General features: G+C 70.2%; 15 protein-coding genes. 5 read left to right on the top strand and 10 right to left on the bottom strand.

Annotated elements, in window-relative coordinates; all coding sequences use genetic code 11:
* Nucleotide 1: 1 nt before the first annotated feature.
* Nucleotides 2-1,132 carry a glutamine-hydrolyzing carbamoyl-phosphate synthase small subunit gene (gene carA, locus AB7F93_RS10490; protein WP_428302857.1) on the bottom strand — a complete coding sequence of 377 codons (1,131 nt, stop codon included), beginning with the start codon at nt 1,130-1,132 and terminating at the stop codon, nt 2-4.
* 231 nt (nt 1,133-1,363) lie between these two features.
* Here carA and AB7F93_RS10485 point away from each other — a divergent pair, with 231 nt between their 5' ends.
* The 5 genes from AB7F93_RS10485 (at nt 1,364) to AB7F93_RS10465 (ending at nt 8,115) form a co-directional block, all read left to right on the top strand.
* Entirely contained in the window at nt 1,364-4,303 is a 2,940-nt protein-coding gene (locus tag AB7F93_RS10485; protein WP_428302856.1) for a molybdopterin-dependent oxidoreductase, read from the top strand.
* Between the two features lie 45 nt (nt 4,304-4,348).
* Complete coding sequence (locus tag AB7F93_RS10480; protein ID WP_428302855.1) at nt 4,349-5,419, top strand: 4Fe-4S dicluster domain-containing protein; 1,071 nt, start codon at nt 4,349-4,351, stop codon at nt 5,417-5,419.
* Nucleotides 5,419-6,072, top strand: a complete 654-nt coding sequence (locus AB7F93_RS10475) for an ethylbenzene dehydrogenase-related protein (protein WP_428302854.1) — start codon at nt 5,419-5,421, stop codon at nt 6,070-6,072. The genes AB7F93_RS10480 and AB7F93_RS10475 overlap by 1 nt, the downstream gene beginning before the upstream one ends.
* On the top strand, nt 6,069-6,743 hold the full coding sequence (locus AB7F93_RS10470) for a molecular chaperone TorD family protein (RefSeq protein ID WP_428302853.1): 675 nt from the start codon (nt 6,069-6,071) through the stop codon (nt 6,741-6,743). The genes AB7F93_RS10475 and AB7F93_RS10470 overlap by 4 nt, the downstream gene beginning before the upstream one ends.
* A 70-nt stretch (nt 6,744-6,813) precedes the next feature.
* Nucleotides 6,814-8,115, top strand: coding sequence for an MFS transporter (locus AB7F93_RS10465; protein ID WP_428302852.1), 1,302 nt, complete (start codon nt 6,814-6,816; stop codon nt 8,113-8,115).
* Nucleotides 8,116-8,122: 7 nt separating this feature from the next.
* Here the strand turns inward: AB7F93_RS10465 and hslU are convergent, their stop codons facing one another.
* The 9 genes from hslU to AB7F93_RS10420 form a co-directional block, all read right to left on the bottom strand.
* Nucleotides 8,123-9,460 (bottom strand): ATP-dependent protease ATPase subunit HslU, encoded by a 1,338-nt coding sequence (gene hslU / locus AB7F93_RS10460; RefSeq protein ID WP_428302882.1) that lies wholly within the window; start codon nt 9,458-9,460, stop codon nt 8,123-8,125.
* A gap of 17 nt (nt 9,461-9,477) precedes the next feature.
* Nucleotides 9,478-10,017: an ATP-dependent protease subunit HslV gene (gene hslV, locus AB7F93_RS10455; protein ID WP_428302851.1), complete on the bottom strand. Its 540-nt coding sequence runs from the start codon at nt 10,015-10,017 to the stop codon at nt 9,478-9,480.
* Between the two features lie 55 nt (nt 10,018-10,072).
* Nucleotides 10,073-11,188, bottom strand: coding sequence for an aminotransferase class V-fold PLP-dependent enzyme (locus AB7F93_RS10450; RefSeq protein WP_428302850.1), 1,116 nt, complete (start codon nt 11,186-11,188; stop codon nt 10,073-10,075).
* A complete protein-coding gene (locus AB7F93_RS10445; protein WP_428302849.1) occupies nt 11,175-13,787 on the bottom strand; it encodes a cation-translocating P-type ATPase in 2,613 nt (870 codons plus the stop codon). Before AB7F93_RS10445 ends, AB7F93_RS10450 begins: the two co-directional genes overlap by 14 nt.
* A 39-nt stretch (nt 13,788-13,826) precedes the next feature.
* A complete protein-coding gene (locus tag AB7F93_RS10440) occupies nt 13,827-14,228 on the bottom strand; it encodes a Zn-ribbon domain-containing OB-fold protein (protein WP_428302848.1) in 402 nt (133 codons plus the stop codon).
* Complete coding sequence (locus AB7F93_RS10435) at nt 14,225-15,394, bottom strand: thiolase family protein (RefSeq protein ID WP_428302847.1); 1,170 nt, start codon at nt 15,392-15,394, stop codon at nt 14,225-14,227. The genes AB7F93_RS10440 and AB7F93_RS10435 overlap by 4 nt, the downstream gene beginning before the upstream one ends.
* Before the next feature lie 66 nt (nt 15,395-15,460).
* Nucleotides 15,461-15,766: a YciI family protein gene (locus tag AB7F93_RS10430; RefSeq protein WP_428302846.1), complete on the bottom strand. Its 306-nt coding sequence runs from the start codon at nt 15,764-15,766 to the stop codon at nt 15,461-15,463.
* A 13-nt stretch (nt 15,767-15,779) separates the two neighbouring features.
* On the bottom strand, nt 15,780-16,328 hold the full coding sequence (locus AB7F93_RS10425) for a GlcG/HbpS family heme-binding protein (protein WP_428302845.1): 549 nt from the start codon (nt 16,326-16,328) through the stop codon (nt 15,780-15,782).
* A gap of 98 nt (nt 16,329-16,426) precedes the next feature.
* A complete protein-coding gene (locus AB7F93_RS10420; RefSeq protein ID WP_428302844.1) occupies nt 16,427-18,400 on the bottom strand; it encodes a caspase family protein in 1,974 nt (657 codons plus the stop codon).
* Nucleotide 18,401: the final 1 nt, after the last annotated feature.

Raw genomic sequence — 18,401 nt, 5'->3', positions numbered from 1 at the left:
CTCAGGCGCCGCGGTGGGCCGCCATCAGGTCGGTGAAGTGCTGGAACAGGTGCGCCGCGTCGTGCGGGCCGGGGCTCGCTTCCGGGTGGCCCTGAAAGCTGAATGCCGGTTTTTCGGTGTGCACAACGCCCTGCAGCGAGCCGTCGAACAGCGACCGGTGCGTCGGCTTCAGGTGCGCCGGCAGGCTCGCCTCGTCCACCGCGAAGCCGTGATTCTGGCTCGTGATCAGCACCCGCCCGGTGGCGGTCTCGAACACCGGGTGGTTGGCGCCGTGGTGACCGAATTTCATCTTCACGGTGCGCGCGCCGGCGGCGAGGCCCAGCAACTGATGGCCAAGGCAGATGCCGAACAGCGGGACGCTGCGGTCCAGAAACTCGTGAATCGCGTCGATCGCGTAGTCGCAAGGCTCGGGGTCACCCGGGCCGTTCGACAGGAACACGCCGTCGGGCTTGCGCGCCAGCACGTCGGCGGCGGACGTCCTGGCCGGCACCACCGTCACCTCGCAGCCGACCGCGGTGAGACAGCGCAGGATGTTGCGCTTGATGCCGAAGTCGTACGCCACCACCCGAAAGCGCGGCGCGGGCGGCGGCTCGAAGCCGTCCAGAGTCCAGGTACTGCCCTGCCAGGGATAAGCCGCCTCGCAGCTCACCACCTGCGCGAGGTCCATGCCCGTGAGACCCGCAAAGGCGCGCGCCTGAGCCACAGCGAACTCGGCGTCGATGTCAGGCCCGGCCACGATGCAGCCAGCCTGCGCACCGCCCCGCCGCAGGCGTCCGGTGAGCGCGCGCGTGTCGAGGCCGGCAATCGCCACCACGCCACGCTCGCGAAGGTAGTCGTCCAGCGACACCTCCGCCCGCCAGTTCGACCGCAAGCGCGGCGCGTCGCGGATCACCAGCCCCGCCGCGTGTACCTGCCCCGCCTCCTCGTCCTCGGCGTTGCAGCCGACGTTGCCGATGTGCGGGTAGGTCAGCGTCACGATCTGCCGGCAGTACGACGGGTCGGTCAGGATTTCCTGATACCCCGTCAGGGCGGTGTTGAACACCACCTCGCCCACGGCGTGGCCGCGGGCGCCGACCGACACGCCCTGCATCAGCGTGCCGTCGGCGAGGGCGAGAAGTGCTGGCTCGGGCACTGCGGGCTCCGGTGGTTGCGTCGGGCGCAGCAAAAGCGGCGGGAGGCGTTGCCGCCGCCCGTCGCCACAGGTGCTGGTAAGGCCGGCATTCTACCGGCAGGCGCACCCGGCGGCCAAGCTCGAAGGCCGATTACTCCCGCACCCAATTACCTTAGCGGATGTTTGTTTACACGCCGCCGGGCGGTGCACTACAGTCGCGCCGCACCCCGCCCGCACACGGAGGAGAACGGCATGGGCAAGATCGACCAGGGACTGTCGATGGGGGCCGACGAACCGGGGCTCGCCGTCACCCGGCGCGGCTTCCTCAAGGGCAGCGGCGGCACCGCGCTGGCGCTGACCCTCACGCAGCTCGGCGGCGCCGTGTCGTCCGCCTTCGTGCGCGACGTGTTCGCCGCCGAAAAGACCCTCGACTACCGCGGCGTGCCGGACCTGTACCGGCAGATCTGGAACTGGGACAAGGTCACCTGGGGCTCGCACACCAACGTGTGTCTGCCGGGCTCGTGCTCGTTCCACGTGTACGTGAAGGACGGCATGGTCTGGCGCGAGGAACAATCGGCCAAGAACCACGCCAGCAACCCCAACTACCCCGACTACAACCCCCTCGGCTGCCAGAAGGGCTGCTCCTTCCACAGCAACCTGTACGGCGACGAGCGCATCAAGTACCCGTTGCGGCGTATCGGCGAGCGCGGCTCCGGCAAGTGGGAGCGCATTTCCTGGGACGAGGCGGTCGGCGACATCGCCAGCGCCATCGTCGACGGCCTGGAGGAGTTCGGCCCGGACAGCTTCGTGCTCGACCCGCCGCACGCGCATCTGGGCAGCGTCGGCTGGGCCGGCAGCCACCGCATGAACGCCGCCATCGGCGGCGTGAATCCGGACCTCAACGTGCTGATCGGCGACTTCTACAAGGGCATCTCCGACACCATCGGCAAGATGCACATCGGCTACAGCGCCGACAACCTGTTCGACGCCGAGCTGGTATTCACCACCTGCACCAACTGGTCGTACACCATGCCGGCGGTGTACCACTTCCTGACCGAGGCCCGCTACAACGGCACGGAGCTGGTGTCGATCGCGCCCGACTACAGCCCGAGCACCATCCACGCCGACTACCACGTGCCGGTGAAAACCGGCACCGACGCGGGTTTCTGGATGGCCATCTGTGAGGTGCTGGTCAGCGAGAACCTGATCGACCGCCCCTTCATCAAGGAACAGACCGACCTGCCGCTGCTGGTGCGCACGGACAGCAGCAAGTTCCTGCGCGAGACGGACGTCACCGGCGCCGGCCGCGAGGACCAGCTCTACGTGTACGACAGCAAGGCCGGCGCCATCGCCAAGGCGCCGCGCGGCACGCTCAAGTTTTCCGGCGACCCGGCGCTCGAAGGCCGCTTCGAGGTGAAGCTGCACGATGGCACCACCGTCACCGTCATACCGGTGTTCGAGAGCCTCAAGAAGGTGCTCGCCGAACACACGCCCGAGAAAGCCCAGGCCATGACCGGCGTGCACCCGTCGCTGGTGCGCACGCTCGCCAAGAAGGTGGCCACCAAGCGCACGGCAGCCTATATCGGCTTCTCGTCGGCCAAGATCTATCACGGCGATCTTGCCGAGCGGTCGCTCATGCTGGCCATGGCGCTCACCGGCAACTGGGGCAAGCCCGGCACCGGCTGGAACTCCTGGGCCATGCCGGCCGACCACGTCGAGATGATGATGCTGCTGGAGAAGCCCGTGCACCTGGGCGGGCTCGCGCAGATCAAGGAACTCGAAGACGCGCTCGCCGCCAAGGCGCGCGCCGCGGATCCGGAAATCAGCCAGGAGCTGATCGGCGTCGAGCTCGTCAAGCAGATGACGGCCATCGTCGGCACCGTGCCGCCGGTGTTCTTCCTCTACCACCACGCCGGCTACAAGGAGCTGTACGACAACGCCGCCTGGCACGACCCGGCGCTGAAGAAGTCCTTCACCGGCTACATGGACGAGGCGATCGAGAAGGGCTGGTGGAACAAGACCCACCTGCGCCCGGCGCCGGACAAGCAGCCGCGGGTGCTGATGATCACCGCCAGCAACCCCATCCGGCGCGTGCGCAGCGCCGCGCTGCAGTACCCCAAGCACCTGTTCCCGAAGCTGAAGATGATGTTCGCGGTGGAGCCGCGCATGTCGTCCACGGCCATGTTCTGCGACATCGTCCTGCCGGCGGCCTGGTATTACGAAAAGCCGGACATGACCATCTCGATCACCACCAACCCGCGCATGTGCATGATCGAGCAGGCCGTGCAGCCGCCCGGCGAGTGCAAGCCGGAGTGGGACATCTACTCCGCCATCCTGCAGAAGGTGGTCGCCATCGCCGCCGAGCGCGGCCTCACCGGCTACCAGGACGTGTTCGGCCAGGAGCGCCGCTACGCGGACCTGTGGAACCGCTACAGCATGAACGGCTACCTCAAGACGCAGGAGGACGCGCTCAAGGAAATGGTGGCGATCGCCGAGGCCACCGGCACCTTCCCCAAGGGCACCACCTACGAGTCCTTCCGCAAGGCCGGCATGATCGAGCAGGCGAGTTTCGGCATGGGCTTCATGAAGGACGTGGTCGCCAACGAGTACGACCCGCGCAAGCCCTTCTTCAGCCTGCGCTGGCACGTGGACGAGAAAAAGACCTACCCCACCTACACGCGCCGGGCGCAGTTCTACCTCGACCACGACTGGTACCTCGAAGCGAATGAGGCGCTGCCGCGCTGGAAGGCGCAGCCGAAGATCGGCGGCGATCACCCGTTCGCCATCACCGGCGGCCACCCGCGCCACAGCGTGCACTCGGTGCACCTCGCGCAGCCCTCGCTGATGCGCCTGCACCGCGCCCAGCCGGTGATGCACGTCAACGACAAGATTGCCAAGCAACGTGGCGTCGCCGACGGCGAGATGGTCGAGGTGTTCAACGACTTCTCGAACTTCGAGATCATGCTGCGCACCACGCCCACCGTGGCGCCGGACCAGGTGGTCGTCTACTTCTGGGAGGCCTACCAGTTCCCGGAATGGAAGGTCTACGACCGCCTGCTGATCGGCCAGCCGAAGCCGCTGCATCTGGCCGGCGGCTACGAGCAGTTGCGCTACTACCTCTACAACGGCAGCCCCGGCCCCAGCACCGACCGCGGCGTGCGGGTGGACTTTCGCAAGATCAAGAAGGCCTGAGCGGCGTCAGCCGTCTTTCAAGCCGCCTTTCAAGGAGGAATCACCATGGCATTCGCACCCCGCGGCGCGCCCAAGGAAGAACTGCTGCGCCACGACCGGCAGGTCGGCAACATCATCGATCTGAACAAATGCATGGGCTGCCAGACCTGCACCCAGGCCTGCAAGAGCCTGTGGACCACGCGCGAAGGCACCGAGCACATGCGCTGGATGAACGTGACCACGTTCCCAGGCGCCGGCTACCCGCGCGAGTACGAAAAGATGGGCGGCGGCTACGCCAAGGACGGCACGCCGACCCCCGGCAAGCTGACCACGCTCGCCGACGTCGGCGACAACTTCACCTTCAACCACGCCGACGTGTTCTTCGCCGGCAAGGGCCAGTCGGTGCACCTGAAGCCGACCTCCGCCGTCACCGGCGAGGACCCCAAGTGGGGCTACAACTGGGACGAGGACGAGGGCGACGGCGACTGGCCGAACGGCTATTACTTCTACCTGCCGCGCAAGTGCTACCACTGCGCCGACGCGCCGTGCCTGAAGGCCTGCACGCACAATGCGCTGTACAAGCGCGCCGAGGACGGCATCGTGGTGCTGGACCAGGAGCGCTGCAACGGCGACCGGCTGTGCGTCGAGGCCTGCCCGTACAAGGCCATCTACTACAACCCGGTGTCGCAGAAGTCCGAGAAGTGCGTGATGTGCTACCCGCGCGTCGAGCAGGGCATCGCGCCGGCCTGCGACCGTCAGTGCCCGGGCCGCACGCGCATGTTCGGCTACCTCGACGACAAGGAAAGCGATCTGTACAAACTGATCCACGTGCACAAGGTGGCGCTGCCGCTGCACCCGGAGTACGGCACGGAACCGAACGTGTTCTACATCCCGCCGTTCGACACCACGCGTGCCTTTGCCGAGGATGGCTCCATCACCGACGAGGGCCGCGTCGAGGCCGAGGTGCTGATCACGCTGTTCGGGCCGGACGTGGTGCCGGTCATCGCCAGGCTCAAGGCCGAGCGCGCTAGGCGCCAGAAGGGCGAGCCGTCGGAGATCATGGACTTGCTGATCGGCCGCAACTTCTGGGATCGCTTCAAGGACTTCAGCAACGATCCGCTGCAGGAGGCCGTGTAATGGAAATCAAGCGCGTCACGGCCGACGCCGCCACCCTGCTCGACCCTGCCAACGCCATCTGGCAGCAAGCCGCCGGGCAGGATTTCCCCATGGTGCCGACGCCGCTGAAGGGCAACCCGGCCATCGAGGCCATCTCGCCCTTCATCGCCCAGAGCACCGATCATGGCGTGATCCACGGCCTCAGCGTCGCCGGCCTGCACAACGGCAAGGTGCTGGCGCTGCGCCTGTCATGGGCCAGCGACCGGCACGACAGGATTGCGGATCTCGATCAGTTCGTGGACGGCGTGGCGGTGATGTTCCCGCTCACCGCCAAGGCCAGCGCCGCGACCATGGGCAGCCCCGGCGAGCCGGTGAACGCCTGGTACTGGAAGGCGGACAAGGCCGAGCAGCCCTTCGACGTGGTGGCCGAGGGCTACGGCACCTCCACCCGCCGGCCGGGCAAGGACGCGCAGCTCAGCTCGAAGGCCATCCACAAGGACGGCCGCTGGCACGTGGTGCTGGAGCGCCCGCTCAAGGTGGGCAACCAGTACGCGCAGTTCGAGCCCGGCACGCCGACCAAGCTGGCGTTTGGCGTGTGGAGCGGCGGCAACCGGGAGCGCGCCGGGCGCAAGTCGTTCTCGGGCGACTTCACGCTGGTGCCGGTCGCGGCATGAGCGAAGCGGCACTCGACACCGCGGAGTTGGCCATCGAGGCGCCGTCCGACGCCGCCACGCGCAGCCGTCTGTATGGCCTGTTCGCCACCGCGCTGCAGTTCCCGCAGGGCGACATCGGCGCGGCGCTGGCCGACGGCGAGCTGTACGCGGCGTTCGCCGACACCGCCCGCGCCCTGCCCTACCGCTACACCTTCGTCACGCCGCCGCTGCGCGACGCGCGTGCGCTCGGGCAGACGCACACCGCGCTGTTCGACGCCATCGGGAGCCGCCCGCGGGTCGCGCTGCTCGAAGCCCGCCACGACGGCGCGCCACCCGAGCAGCAACTGTGGGAAGAGCTGCTGCGCTTTTATCGCTACTTCGGGCTCGACTTCTCCGCCGGCGGCGCGCGCGAGCGGCCGGATCACCTGCTGACGGAAATCGAGTTCATGCACTATCTCGCCTTCCTCGAAGCCGGCGCGCCACCCGACAACACCGACAACCTGCGCCGCGCGCAGGCCGATTTTCTGGACCGGCACCTGGCGCGCTGGGTGCCGGCGCTCGCCGCCGCGCTCGCGGAGCTGGGCGACGAGGCCGCGCCCTACGGCGAGCTCATCGACGCGCTGGCCCGGTTCGTCGGCGCCGACTGCGCATATCTGGACGTGCCCATGGCGGGGCCGCAGCCGCTGGATTGAAGGTAGGCTTGAAGCCGGCCTGACCTCGGCCGGACCGCGCCAGCGGCCAATAATCACGGGAGACTGGCCGATGGCCGACGCGGCGACCTCGCTCCAGGCCCAGCTCGACGCGCGGCCGATGTCCGCGCTGCAATGGCGCGTGGTGGCGCTGTGCTGGCTGGTCAACATGCTGGACGGCTTCGACCTGCTGGCGATTTCCTTCGCCGCGCCGGCCATCGCCAAGGCCTGGCAGCTCGACCCGAAAACGCTCGGCATCGTGTTCAGCAGCGGCCTGGTCGGCATGACGATCGGCTCGTTCGTGCTCGGGCCGGCGGCGGACCGCATCGGCCGCCGGCGCATGATCCTCATCGCCACCACGGTGCTTGGCCTCAGCACACTGCTGACCGCCGCCGCCGGCACGGTGGCGCAGCTCATGACGCTGCGGGTATTCACCGGCCTTGCCATCGGCGCGCTGCTGCCGAGCCTCAACACGCTGGTCGCCGAATACACACCGGACGCGCGGCGCAACCTCGCCATCGCCTTCATGCATCTGGGCTACCCGGTGGGCGGCATCGCGGGGGGATTTCTCGCCGGCCAGCTCATTCCGACCTTCGGCTGGCCGGCGGTATTCGTGGCCGGCGGCGTGTTCACGCTCGCCACGCTGCCGCTGCTGCTGTTCGGGCTGCCGGAATCGCTGCACTACCTCGGCCGCAGCGTGAGCCCGCGCGCACGGCGCCGTGCCGAGCAGATCGCCGCCACGCTGGGCATTCGGCTCGGCGCCGCGCCCGACACCGCAACCAACACCGCGCCGGTGCGCGTGGCGGACCTGCTGCGCGGGCACTGGCTCGCGCCGAGTCTTGCGCTGTGGGCGTGCTTTTTCCTCGGCAACCTCACGCTGTACTTCCTGCTCAACTGGACGCCGACGGTGCTGGTCGAGGCCGGCGTGCCTAGCGAGCGCGCCATCGGCGCCGGCATGCTGCTGAACCTCGGCGGCGGCATCGGCATGCTGGCGCTCGGCCACCTGTCCGCCCGCTGGCCCATGCACCCGATGATGTGTGGGTTCTTCGTGCTGGGCGGCCTGCTCATCATGGCCATCGGCCAGGCCAGCGGCGCCGTGAACGTGCTGTTCGCGCTCACCGTGCTGGCCGGCTTCTTCGCGCTCGGCGGGCTGATTGGTCTTTATTCGCTTGCGGCGCGGCTGTATCCGGATTCGGCGCGCGCCACGGGCGTCGGCCTTGCGCTCGGCGCCGGGCGCTTCGGCGCCATCCTCGGGCCCTACACGGGCGGCGTGCTGATCAGCCTCGGCTGGCCGATGGGGCGCTACTTTCTGCTGCTCGCCCTGCCGCTGGTGGCGGCGGGGTTGATCGTGTGGCGGGTCCGGCAGCCAGCCTGAACGCGCCTCAAAGGATGTAGCGGCTCAAATCCTGATCGCCCGCGAGGTCCGCCAGGCGCTGGTCCACGTAGGCGGCGTCCACCATCACCTGCTCACCGCCGCGGTCGGCAGCGGTGAATGACAAGTCTTCGAGCAGCCGCTCCATCACCGTGTGCAGACGCCGCGCGCCGATGTTCTCGGTACGCTCGTTCACCTCGAAGGCGATCTGCGCCAGGCGCCGCACGCCATCCGGCGCAAAGACGAGCGTCACGCCCTCGGTCGCCAGCAGCGCGCTCGCCTGCTCGGTGAGCGCGGCGTCGGTATCGGTGAGGATGCGCACGAAGTCCTCGACGCGCAGCGAGTCGAGTTCCACGCGGATCGGCAGCCGGCCCTGCAGCTCCGGGATCAGGTCCGACGGCTTGCTCAGGTGAAACGCGCCGGACGCGATGAACAGAATGTGGTCCGTGCGCACCTGGCCGTGCTTGGTGGTGACGGTGCTGCCCTCGATCAGCGGCAGCAGGTCGCGCTGCACGCCCTCGCGCGACACCTCGCCCCCGCTGCCACCACTGCCGCCGCGGTCGCCGCCGCGCTGGGTGATCTTGTCGATCTCGTCGATGAACACGATGCCGTTCTGCTCGGCGTTGTGCACGGCGGCGCGCTTGATGTCGTCGTCGTTGACGAACTTCGCCGCCTCCTCGTCGGTCAGCAGGCGCAGCGCCTCGGCGACGCGCACCTGGCGGCGGCGCGTGCGCCGGCCGCCCATGTTCTGGAACATGCCCTGCAACTGCTGGGTGAGTTCCTCCATGCCGGGCGGGGCCATGATCTCGACACCGACCTGGGGCAGCGAGACCTCGATCTCCACCTGCTTGTCGTCGAGCTGGCCCTCGCGCAGGCGCTTGCGGAACTTCTGGCGCGTGTCGGCGCTGCCCTCGGCCGCCGACCAGCCCTCGCTGTCCCGCGAACCCGGCAGCAGCAGATCGAGCACGCGCTCCTCGGCGGCGTCCTCGGCGCGGTGGCGCACCTTGGCGAGTTCCTGCTCGCGGGTCTGCTTGACGGCGACGTCCATCAGGTCACGCACGATGGACTCGACGTCGCGCCCGACGTAGCCCACCTCCGTGAACTTGGTCGCTTCGATCTTCAAAAACGGCGCACCCGCAAGCCGCGCCAGACGCCGCGCGATCTCGGTCTTGCCGACGCCGGTCGGGCCGATCATGAGGATGTTCTTCGGCGTGATCTCGGCGCGCAGCGGATCGGCCACCTGCTGGCGGCGCCAGCGGTTACGCAGGGCGATCGCCACCGCGCGCTTGGCGGCATCCTGCCCGACGATGTGCTTGTCGAGCTCCTGAACGATTTCGCGCGGGGTCATGGACATGGCGGTGCGCCTCAGGCGCCGAGCTCCTCGATGGTGAGCGAGTGGTTGGTGTAGATGCAGATGTCGGCGGCGATGCCGAGCGCGGCTTCCACGATCTGCCGCGCGTCGAGCGGCGAGTGGTCCAGCAGCGCGCGCGCCGCGGACTGCGCGTAGGCGCCGCCGGAGCCGATGGCCATCAGGCCGTCCTCCGGCTCCAGCACGTCGCCGTTGCCGGACACGATCAGCGAGGTCTCGGCATCGGCCACCGCCAGCATGGCTTCGAGCCGCCGCAGCAGGCGGTCGGTGCGCCAGTCCTTGGCGAGTTCCACGGCCGCGCGGGCGAGCTGGCCGGAGTGTTTTTCGAGCTTGGCGTCGAACAGCTCGAACAGCGTGAAGGCGTCCGCCGTGGCGCCGGCAAAACCGGCCAGCACCCGGCCGTGGTGCAGCCGGCGCACCTTGCGCGCGCCGCGCTTCATGACCATGTTGCCGAGCGTGACCTGGCCGTCGCCGCCCAGCACCACCCGGCCGTTGCGCCGGACGGACAGGATGGTGGTGCCGTGGAAGGCTTCCATGCGGATTCCGTGTCGTGAAAGGGGGCTCGCGATTTTACCCGCGGCCCGCGGTGGGCTATTTCGGTACGACTGCCAGCGCCGCGTCGAGTTGCTCGACAGGCGTACAGAAATGCGGCGAGAAGCGCACCCCGGCGCCGCGCGCCGCGCACACCACGCCGGCTTCGGTGAGACGACGATGCAAGGCGGCGTTGTCGATGCCGCGGTGACGAAAGGTGACGATGCCGGAGCGGCGGTGCGGGCTCGGATCGCTCAGGAGTTCGAGTTCCGGCCGCGCGGCGATGCGTTCGACGAGATGCCCGCCGCGCGCCAGCACCGCCTCCGCCACACACTCAATGCCGACCTCCTCCAGCAGCGACAGGCTGGCGTCGAGCCCGTGCGCGCCGAGCAGGTTCGGGCTGCCGCACTCGAAGCGGCGCGCGTCGTCCGCCGGCTGCCACGCGGTGGCGTCGAAATTGCCGGCCTCCCGCGTCATGTGCCAGCCGTACTGGAACAGCGCAAGGCGCTCGCGCCACTCGGGCCGCACCCACAGCAGGGCTAGGCCCTCCGGCCCCAGCATCCACTTGTGGCCGTCCGCCATCACAAAGTCCGCCTGCACAGCGTTCACGTCGAACGGCAACGCACCCAGGCTCTGGATGGCATCCACGCACAGCGCCACGCCGCGCGCCCGGCAGGCGGCACCGAGGCGTTCCAGATCCATGCGCAGCCCGCGGCCGTACTGCACCGACGACACCGCCAGCACGCGCGTGCGGTGGTCGATCAGGTCCAGCAGCACCTGTTCGGGATCGGCGGCGCCGGTGAGTTGCGCCACCCGGCACTCGACGCCCAGCCGCGACAACGCCTGCCAGGCGATGCGGTTCGACGGGAACTCCTCGGCCGCCAGCACCACGTTGTCGCCGGCCTGCCAGGGAAAGCCGAAGGCGACCACCGAGATCGCCTCCGACGTGTTCTTGAGCAGGGCCACGTCGTGCGCCGCGGCGCCGATCAGCCGCGCCAACCGCTCGCGCAACCGCCGCTCGACGGTGAGCCAGCGCGGGTAGTGCCGCGCCCCGTCGCGGGCGTTCTCGGCCGCGAAGCGCGCCACCGCGTCCGCCGTGCGCCGCGGCCACGGCGCCACCGCGGCGTGGTTGAGGTAAACGATGCCCGGATCGAGATCGAACTCAGGGTGTTGCATGACGCGCACCTCCGCGCAGGCTGTCCACGGCCCACCGCCCCGCCACCGGCAACAGGCTGGCGACGCCAATCAGACCCCACTGCGCTGCATCCGGTGGCGCAAGATGCAGCACCACGGCCAGCGGCGGCCAGTACACGGCCGCACCCAGCAGGGCGACGCACAGCCCAAGCGCCGCCCACACGTACCGGTTGCGCGTGACGGCATTGCCGAGCAGCGGGCTGCCGGCCGGGCGCATGTTGCCCACATGCCACAACTGCGCGAGCGCCAACGTGAGAAAGGCCACCACCACGGCCTGCGGCGGCGTGGCCGCGAACGGCCCGAGCGCGATGCCGAACGCCAGCAGCGTGGCGACCGTGATGGCCATGCCGTAACCGACCACCTGCCGCCAGTGCCGGGTGGTGAGGATGGGCTCACCGGGCGGGCGCGGCGGCTGGCGCATCTCGCTGCCGTCGGCCTCGCCGGCGCCGAGCGCCAGCGCCGGGAACACGTCCGTCACCAGATTCAGAAACAGAATCTGCAGCGGCAGCAGCGGCAGCGGGCCGCCGGCCAGCGTGGCGAGGCCGACCACCAGCACCTCGCTCAGGTTGCACGACAGCAGGTACACCGCAAAGCGGCGGATGTTGCCGAAGATCACCCGTCCCTGCGCCACCGCCGCGGCGATGCTGGCAAACGCGTCGTCGCGCAGCACCATGGCGGCCGCCTCGCGCGCCACCTGCGTGCCGCGCCGGCCCATGGCGACGCCGATGTCGGCCTGCTTCAGCGCCGGCGCGTCGTTGACGCCATCGCCGGTCATCGCCACCACCTCGCCGCGGGCCTGAAGGTGCGTCACCAGCGCCATCTTCTGCGCCGGACTCACGCGCGCGAACACGCGCGCGGCCAGCACCGCCGCCTCGCCGCCGTAGTCCTGCGGCCGCTCCAGTGCCTCGCCGGGCAAGGCCGCACCGTCGCCGTCTGTCAGGCCCAGCGTCTGCGCCACGTGGCGGGCGGTCGCGAGCTGATCGCCGGTAACCATCACCACGCGGATGCCGGCGGCGCGGCAGTCGGCGATGGCGGATGCCACGTCCGCGCGCGGCGGGTCCATCAGGCCGACCAGCCCGAGCAAGGTGAGATCGGCGCAGGGATCGTCGGGCAGCGTGTCGCACTGACGACGCGCGAGCGCCAGCACACGCAGGCCGCGGGCGGCGAGCGCCTCGTTGGCGGCAAGCCAACGCTGGCGCTGCGCGGTGTCGATCGGCTGCGTGCCATCGCCGTCGGCCACCGCCACGCAGCGCGCCAGCACCGCCTCCGGCGCGCCCTTGACGGCGATGTGGTAATTGCCGGGCGTGCCGTGCACGGTGGCCATGAGCCGGCGCACCGGGTCGAAGGGCTCTTCGGCAACGCGCTCCACATCGATGGCCGGCAGGTCGAGCGCCGCCAGCAGCAGGGCGACTTCGAGCGGGTCGCCGATGCCCTGCTCGCCGTGCAGCACGGCGTTGTTGCACCGCCGGCCGGCGTCCAGCAGGTGCGCGCGAGCCGTCGCCAGCGCGGGCGGCACGGCATCGGCCGGCAGCTCGCGCGGACCGGCATCCGGCAGCACCAGGTGCGTGACGGTGAGGCGGTTCTCGGTCAGCGTGCCGGTCTTGTCGGTACAGATGACGGTGGTGGCGCCGAGCGTCTCCACCGCCGCCAGGCGGTTGATGAGCGCGTTTCGCCGCGCCATTCGGTGCATGCCGCGCGCCAGCGACAGCGTGGCGACCACCGGCAGGCCCTCCGGCAACGCGGCCACCGCGAGCGCGATGCCGGTCATCACCATCAGCATCGGCGCGTGATGCCTGGCGAGTCCGACGGCGACCACCACCGCCGCAATCGCCAGCGCCAGCACCGCGAGCCGCTGCCCGAGCCGGTCGAGGCGGCGTTCGAGCGGTGTTGTTTGTGGTTTCGCCGCGCCCACCAGGCGGGTGATGGCGCCAAGTTCCGTCGCCATGCCAGTGGCCGTCACGACGCCGAGCACCGTGCCGGCGCTGACGGCGGTGCCGCGGTACAGCATGCAGGCGCGCTCGGCGAGCGGCGTGTCGGCGGGCAGCGGCTCGGCGTGCTTCGCGACCGGCAGCGACTCGCCGGTGAGCGCGGATTCGTCCACCTGCACGCGCGCCGCCTCCAGCACGCGAAGGTCGGCCGGCACCACGTCGCCGCCTTCCAGCAGCACGATGTCGCCGGCCACCAGCGCGTCGGCCGAAAGCTCCTGCAGGCGCCCGCCGCGGCGCACGCGGCAGGTGGTGACGCCGAGCCTGCGCAGTGCCTCCATGGAGCGCACGGCGCGCAGTTCGCTGAAAAAGCCGATGGCGGTGTTGAGCGCGATCACGGCGAGGATGGCGATGGCCTCGACGCGGTCGCCGGACAGAAAGCCGATGCCGGCAGCGACCGCCAGCAGGCCCACCAGCAGGCTGCGCAACTGCGCCCACAGGATGGCGGCGAGACTGCGCGGGCGGACGGCGGCGAGGCGGTTCGGCCCGTCGCGGCGCAGGCGCTGCGCGGCTTCGGCGTCGGCAAGACCCCGCGCCGGGTCGACGCCGAGATCGCTCGCAACCTCACGCGCGTCGCGTGTCCAGGGGGTGTTCATGCCGCGGCGCCGGGCGCCATCACGCCGGACGCGCCGGGGTCACGGCAGCGGTGTGAACTGCGGCACCCGGATGCCGCCGGCGCGCTCTTCCCAGCACAGGGCAAGGCGCTGGCCGATGCGCACCTGCTGCCAGTCGCAGCCGACGATGTTGTTCATCATCTGCGGCCCTTCGGCCAGGCGCACCGTGGCCAGCACGTAGGGCACGTCGTCGGCGTAACCGGGCAACGGCGCGTAGTGGACCACCGAGTAGGTGAACAGCTCGGCCTGCCCGCTGAGTTGCTGCCAGGCGAGATTCTGGCCGTAACAGGCCCGGCACCAGGGCTGCGGGTGCCACACGTAGGCGCCGCAGTCGGCGCAGCGCTGCATCACGAGCCGCCCGTCGCGCGCGGCGTCCCAGAACGGGCGCGTGAGGTCGTCGATGTCGGGCAACAGCTTGCTCACGGGGCATCTCCCAGCAGCAGCACGGCGTGCTCGCTCATCATGCCGCCGTAGCAATGCACGAGTGCGACCGGCGCCGGCAGTTGCCGCTCGCCGGCACGGCCCATGACCTGCAGCGCAGCCTCCGCGATCACCGACAGACCCGATGCGTCTCCGGTATGGCCGAACGACAACAGGCCGCCGTTGCTGTTGACCGGCAGATCGCCGCCCGGCGCGCCGCGGCCGTCCAGAAAGAACCGCCCGCCCTGCCCCGCCGGCACGAGACCCATGTGCTCGACGCCGAGGATCGGGTTGTAGCTGAACGAGTCGTAGAGCTGCGCGACGCGCACGTCGGCGGGAGTGAGGTCCGACATGGCGAACGCCGCCCGCGCCGCCGCCTGCCCGCCAACGTCATCCAGCGAGCGCAGCTGGCTCACGTTGGCGCGGCGGTGCATCTCGCCGTAGCCGCGCAGCCAGGCGGGCTTGGGATTCAGGCGCCGCGCCAGGCGCTCGCTCGCCACCAGATACGCGCCGCCGCCATCACACGGCACCGAGCAGTCGAGCAGGTGAAACGGCGAGGCGATGGGCCGCGAGGCAAGCACGACATCGGCCGTGAGCGGCCCCTTGCGCGCCATCAGCGCCTGCGGGTGACGCAGCGCCCAGGCGCGCTGGCCGACCGCCACCGCCGCCATCGCATCGCGACCGATGCCGTACTCGTGCATGTGGCGCGTCGCCACCTGCGCGTAGATGGGCGGGATGTATGGCCCGTACAGGCTGTCGAAATCGGGGTGGGCGAAGATGCGTGTGTTGCGCTCGGCGCCGCCGCCGCCCACGTTCGGAAAACGGCCCGCCGACACGCACAGCACGCCGTCGGCCAGGCCCGCACGAATGGCGAGCGCGGCGCGGATGGCCATCACCGCGTGCGTCGAGCCGCCGACGTTGATGGTCTCCGCGAACGTCGCGTCGAGGCCGAGTTCCTCGACCAGGCGCTCGTGCACGAAGATGTTCTCGGACACGCCGTCGGCCATGCCGGCCGGCGCCACCAGCAGGCCCTGGATGTCACCCGGCTTGATCGGCCACTCGGCGAGGAGCCTGGCGACGGCGGCCTGGTACAGGCTGTGCGTGGATTGGTCGGGAAAACGGCCGGGCGCCAACTCCGACACGGCGGCGATTGCGACGGGGGCGGACATGCGCGCTCCGAAAGGCCACAAGAAAACCTGCCCGCGGCGGCCATGGGCGCCGCAGGCAGCGGCGCGTCAGTCGGCGGGCAGCACCTTGATGTAGGGCTGGATCCAGTACTGCTTGAACACCCCTTCGGCGTAGTAGGGGTCTTCCTTCAGCCACTGCTCGGCCTCATCGGCGGAGTCGAACTCGGCCACGATGAGACCACCGGCAAAGCCGCCCTTCGTCAGCTCGACGCCCGGCACCTTCGGAAACGGCCCGGCCATCTTGACCTTGCCCTCGGCCACGAAACCGCGCAGGCGGTTCAGGTGCGCCTCGCGCACGCGCAGCCGGCGCTCCAGGCTGTCCGGCACGTCCTCGATCCAGATTGCGTACAGCATGGCGAGCCTCCGGTTACTTCTTCTTGCCCTTGGCGGGCGCCTTGCCGGCCTTCGCCGGTGCAGCCTTGGCCGCCTTGGCCGGCGCGGCCTTCGTAGCCTTGGCACCCTTGGCCGTCATCGGCGCACCAGCCAGCGGGTCCGCGAAGTCGGTCGGGAAACCGAGCTTGCGCATGCCGACCAGCGAGCATTCGATGTCGAGATCAAGCGGCCCGCCGCTGGTGCCGACGCCGCCGATGACGTCGCCCGCCTCATCACGGATCGGGAAGCCGCCACCGACGATGCAGAAGCGCTCGTCGGTGAACTGCAGGCCGTGCCCGAACTTGTCGGTGGTGATCATGATGTCGCGCACCTGCGTGGTGCTGCGGTGCAGCGCGGCTGCCGTCCAGGCCTTCTTGATGGCGATGTCCGGATTGGCGATGCGGCCTTTCTCGGGGCGCAGCACGCCGCGCACGTTGCCGCCCATGTCGACCACCGCGACGGTGGACGGAAAGCCCTTAGAGCGTGCCAGCGCGACGCCTTCGGTGAGGATGGTTTGTACTTCTTCAAGCGTCAGTTCGCGCACGGCAGGCTCCTCGGTTGCGGGTTCGGTATCGATGTCACGGGCTGTGCTGGCACGGCCGGCCGGTAGCTTGGCACAGCGACGCCGGCGGGGTAAACGGCTCAGCGCAGCGCCATGCGCGGTGTCGGGGTGCGAGCAGGCGCCGCGGCCGTTTGCCCCGCCGGCACGAAGAAGAAATCGCCCGCCTCGTGGCCGGCCGTGCCGATGGGCGCGTACTCCGGCACTTGTTCGACCCGATACCGCTCCGCGGCCAGCGCCACGCGGGCCGACACCTCGCGGTACAACCGCTGCGCCTCCAGCACGTCCTGGTTGGTCCGCAGCACGTCGAGCAGGGCCGCCGCGAACACCGAGTGCCCGCCGCTGCCGGTATCCAGCACCGGCGCCAGCCCGCCGGAGGTCAAGGCCGTGCGCGAGCGCTTGCGGGCCATCAGCTTCAGCCAGTTGTCGCGCTCGGCTGCGGACTGCCCCGGCATGCGGGCCACGGCGGAGCGCGTCAACGCCCCCGAGTAGCAGGAATCGGCAATGACCAGAATTTGCTTCGCCCGCAGCACGCCGAGCTGGTCGGTGATCTCGACGCTCGAAATCCAGTTGGCCGGGCTGCCCGGTTCGGCATCGGCCGGTTGCCAGTAGCCACGCGTTACGGGCCCGCCTTCCTGCAGCGTGCCGTGGCCGGCGTAATAGAGCAGGAAGTTGTCCTCTTCGCCGAGCGTCTCGAAATACCCGGCGAGCGCGGAGAGGATCTCGTAGCGTGTGGGGTTTCGCAGCACCGTGACGTTGAACCCGTAGCGCTTGCCGAGCACGTCGGCCACGGCGCCGGCGTCGCTGACGGCGGTCTTCAGCGCGCGCATCTGCGGGTGCCGGTACGCATCCACGCCGATGACGAGCGCATGGAAACGCCCGAAATCGACCGGCGGTCGTACCGGCTGCGCGGGCTGCACGGGCGCCGCCTGGCGCGGCACCAGCACCACGTCGAGCTGCACGCGCTCGCCCTGGCGGTCCACGGCCACCAGCGTCACCGCCTGACGCTCGCGGCCGACCGGCACCTTGACGCGAAACAGGCCCTTGGCGTCGGTGTCCTGCGGGCGGCCGTCGACGTTGAAGGAAAGCAGCCCGGCTGGCGCCGTGACGCGACCGACGAGATCCCGCGCCGTATCGGGCGCCACGGGCAGTTCCGGCGCGCCGCGCGTGCGCAGCAGCGGGGGTTCGATCAGCGTGACCGTCGGGCCGGCAACCGGCGCCGCGGGTGCCGCCGGCTCGGGCGGCCGGGTCTGCGCGGCCGCGAGCCGGGCATTCAAGTCCCGCGTCTGCGCCTGCAGGCGCGCCGTCTCCTGCTGCTGGCGAGCAAGCTCGGCTTCGCGCGCCGCGAGCTGCGCGCTCGCGGTGCTGCCGCTCTCGGCCACCCGCCGGCTGCGGTCACGTTCCGCCTCCAAGGCAGCGGTGGCGCCTTGCAACTGCTCGCGCGCGGCGGCAAGTTGCTGCTCGGTTTGCGCGAGCTGCTCGCGCAGGGCCGCGGCCTCGGGGTCCGCCGACGGGGTCGCGGCGACCGGCTCCAGTGCCACGTTGGCCTTGCCACCAGCAGCGGCCGCGTACCAGCGCAGCGCGGCCTGCGGGTCACGGTCCACGCCGAGCCCGGCCTCGTACAGGTGACCCAGGTTGACCTGCGCGCGGGCGTCGCCCTGATCCGCCGCCTTGCGGTACCACACCGCCGCCAGCGCGTAGTCCGGCGGCACGCCAAGACCCTTCTCGTAGATCTCGCCGACGTAGGTCTGCGCGCGTGCATCGCCCTGCGTGGCCTGCTCCTCCCACACTCGCAGCGCGCTGCGGTAGTCGGCCCGGTCGTAAGCCACGTATTCGCCGCCGCGAATCTCGCACTCGCGCGCCGGCAGGCGCGCCGGGCGTCGGGCGGACAGGTACGTCACGCGCGTGCCAAGACGCCGTACCTGGCCCGGCAGCAGGCAGTCCACGACCTGCAATGCCGCCACGTCGGACACCGCCGGCGCGGCGCCGACCGCCTGCCCGACGGCGGACAAGGCGATCGCCAGCATCAAACCGGGCAGCACCGCGCGCAGGCGCATG

Source organism: Immundisolibacter sp., from assembly GCF_050250495.1.
Classification (GTDB): domain Bacteria; phylum Pseudomonadota; class Gammaproteobacteria; order Immundisolibacterales; family Immundisolibacteraceae; genus Immundisolibacter.
This window is presented reverse-complemented; position numbering and strand designations above follow the sequence as displayed.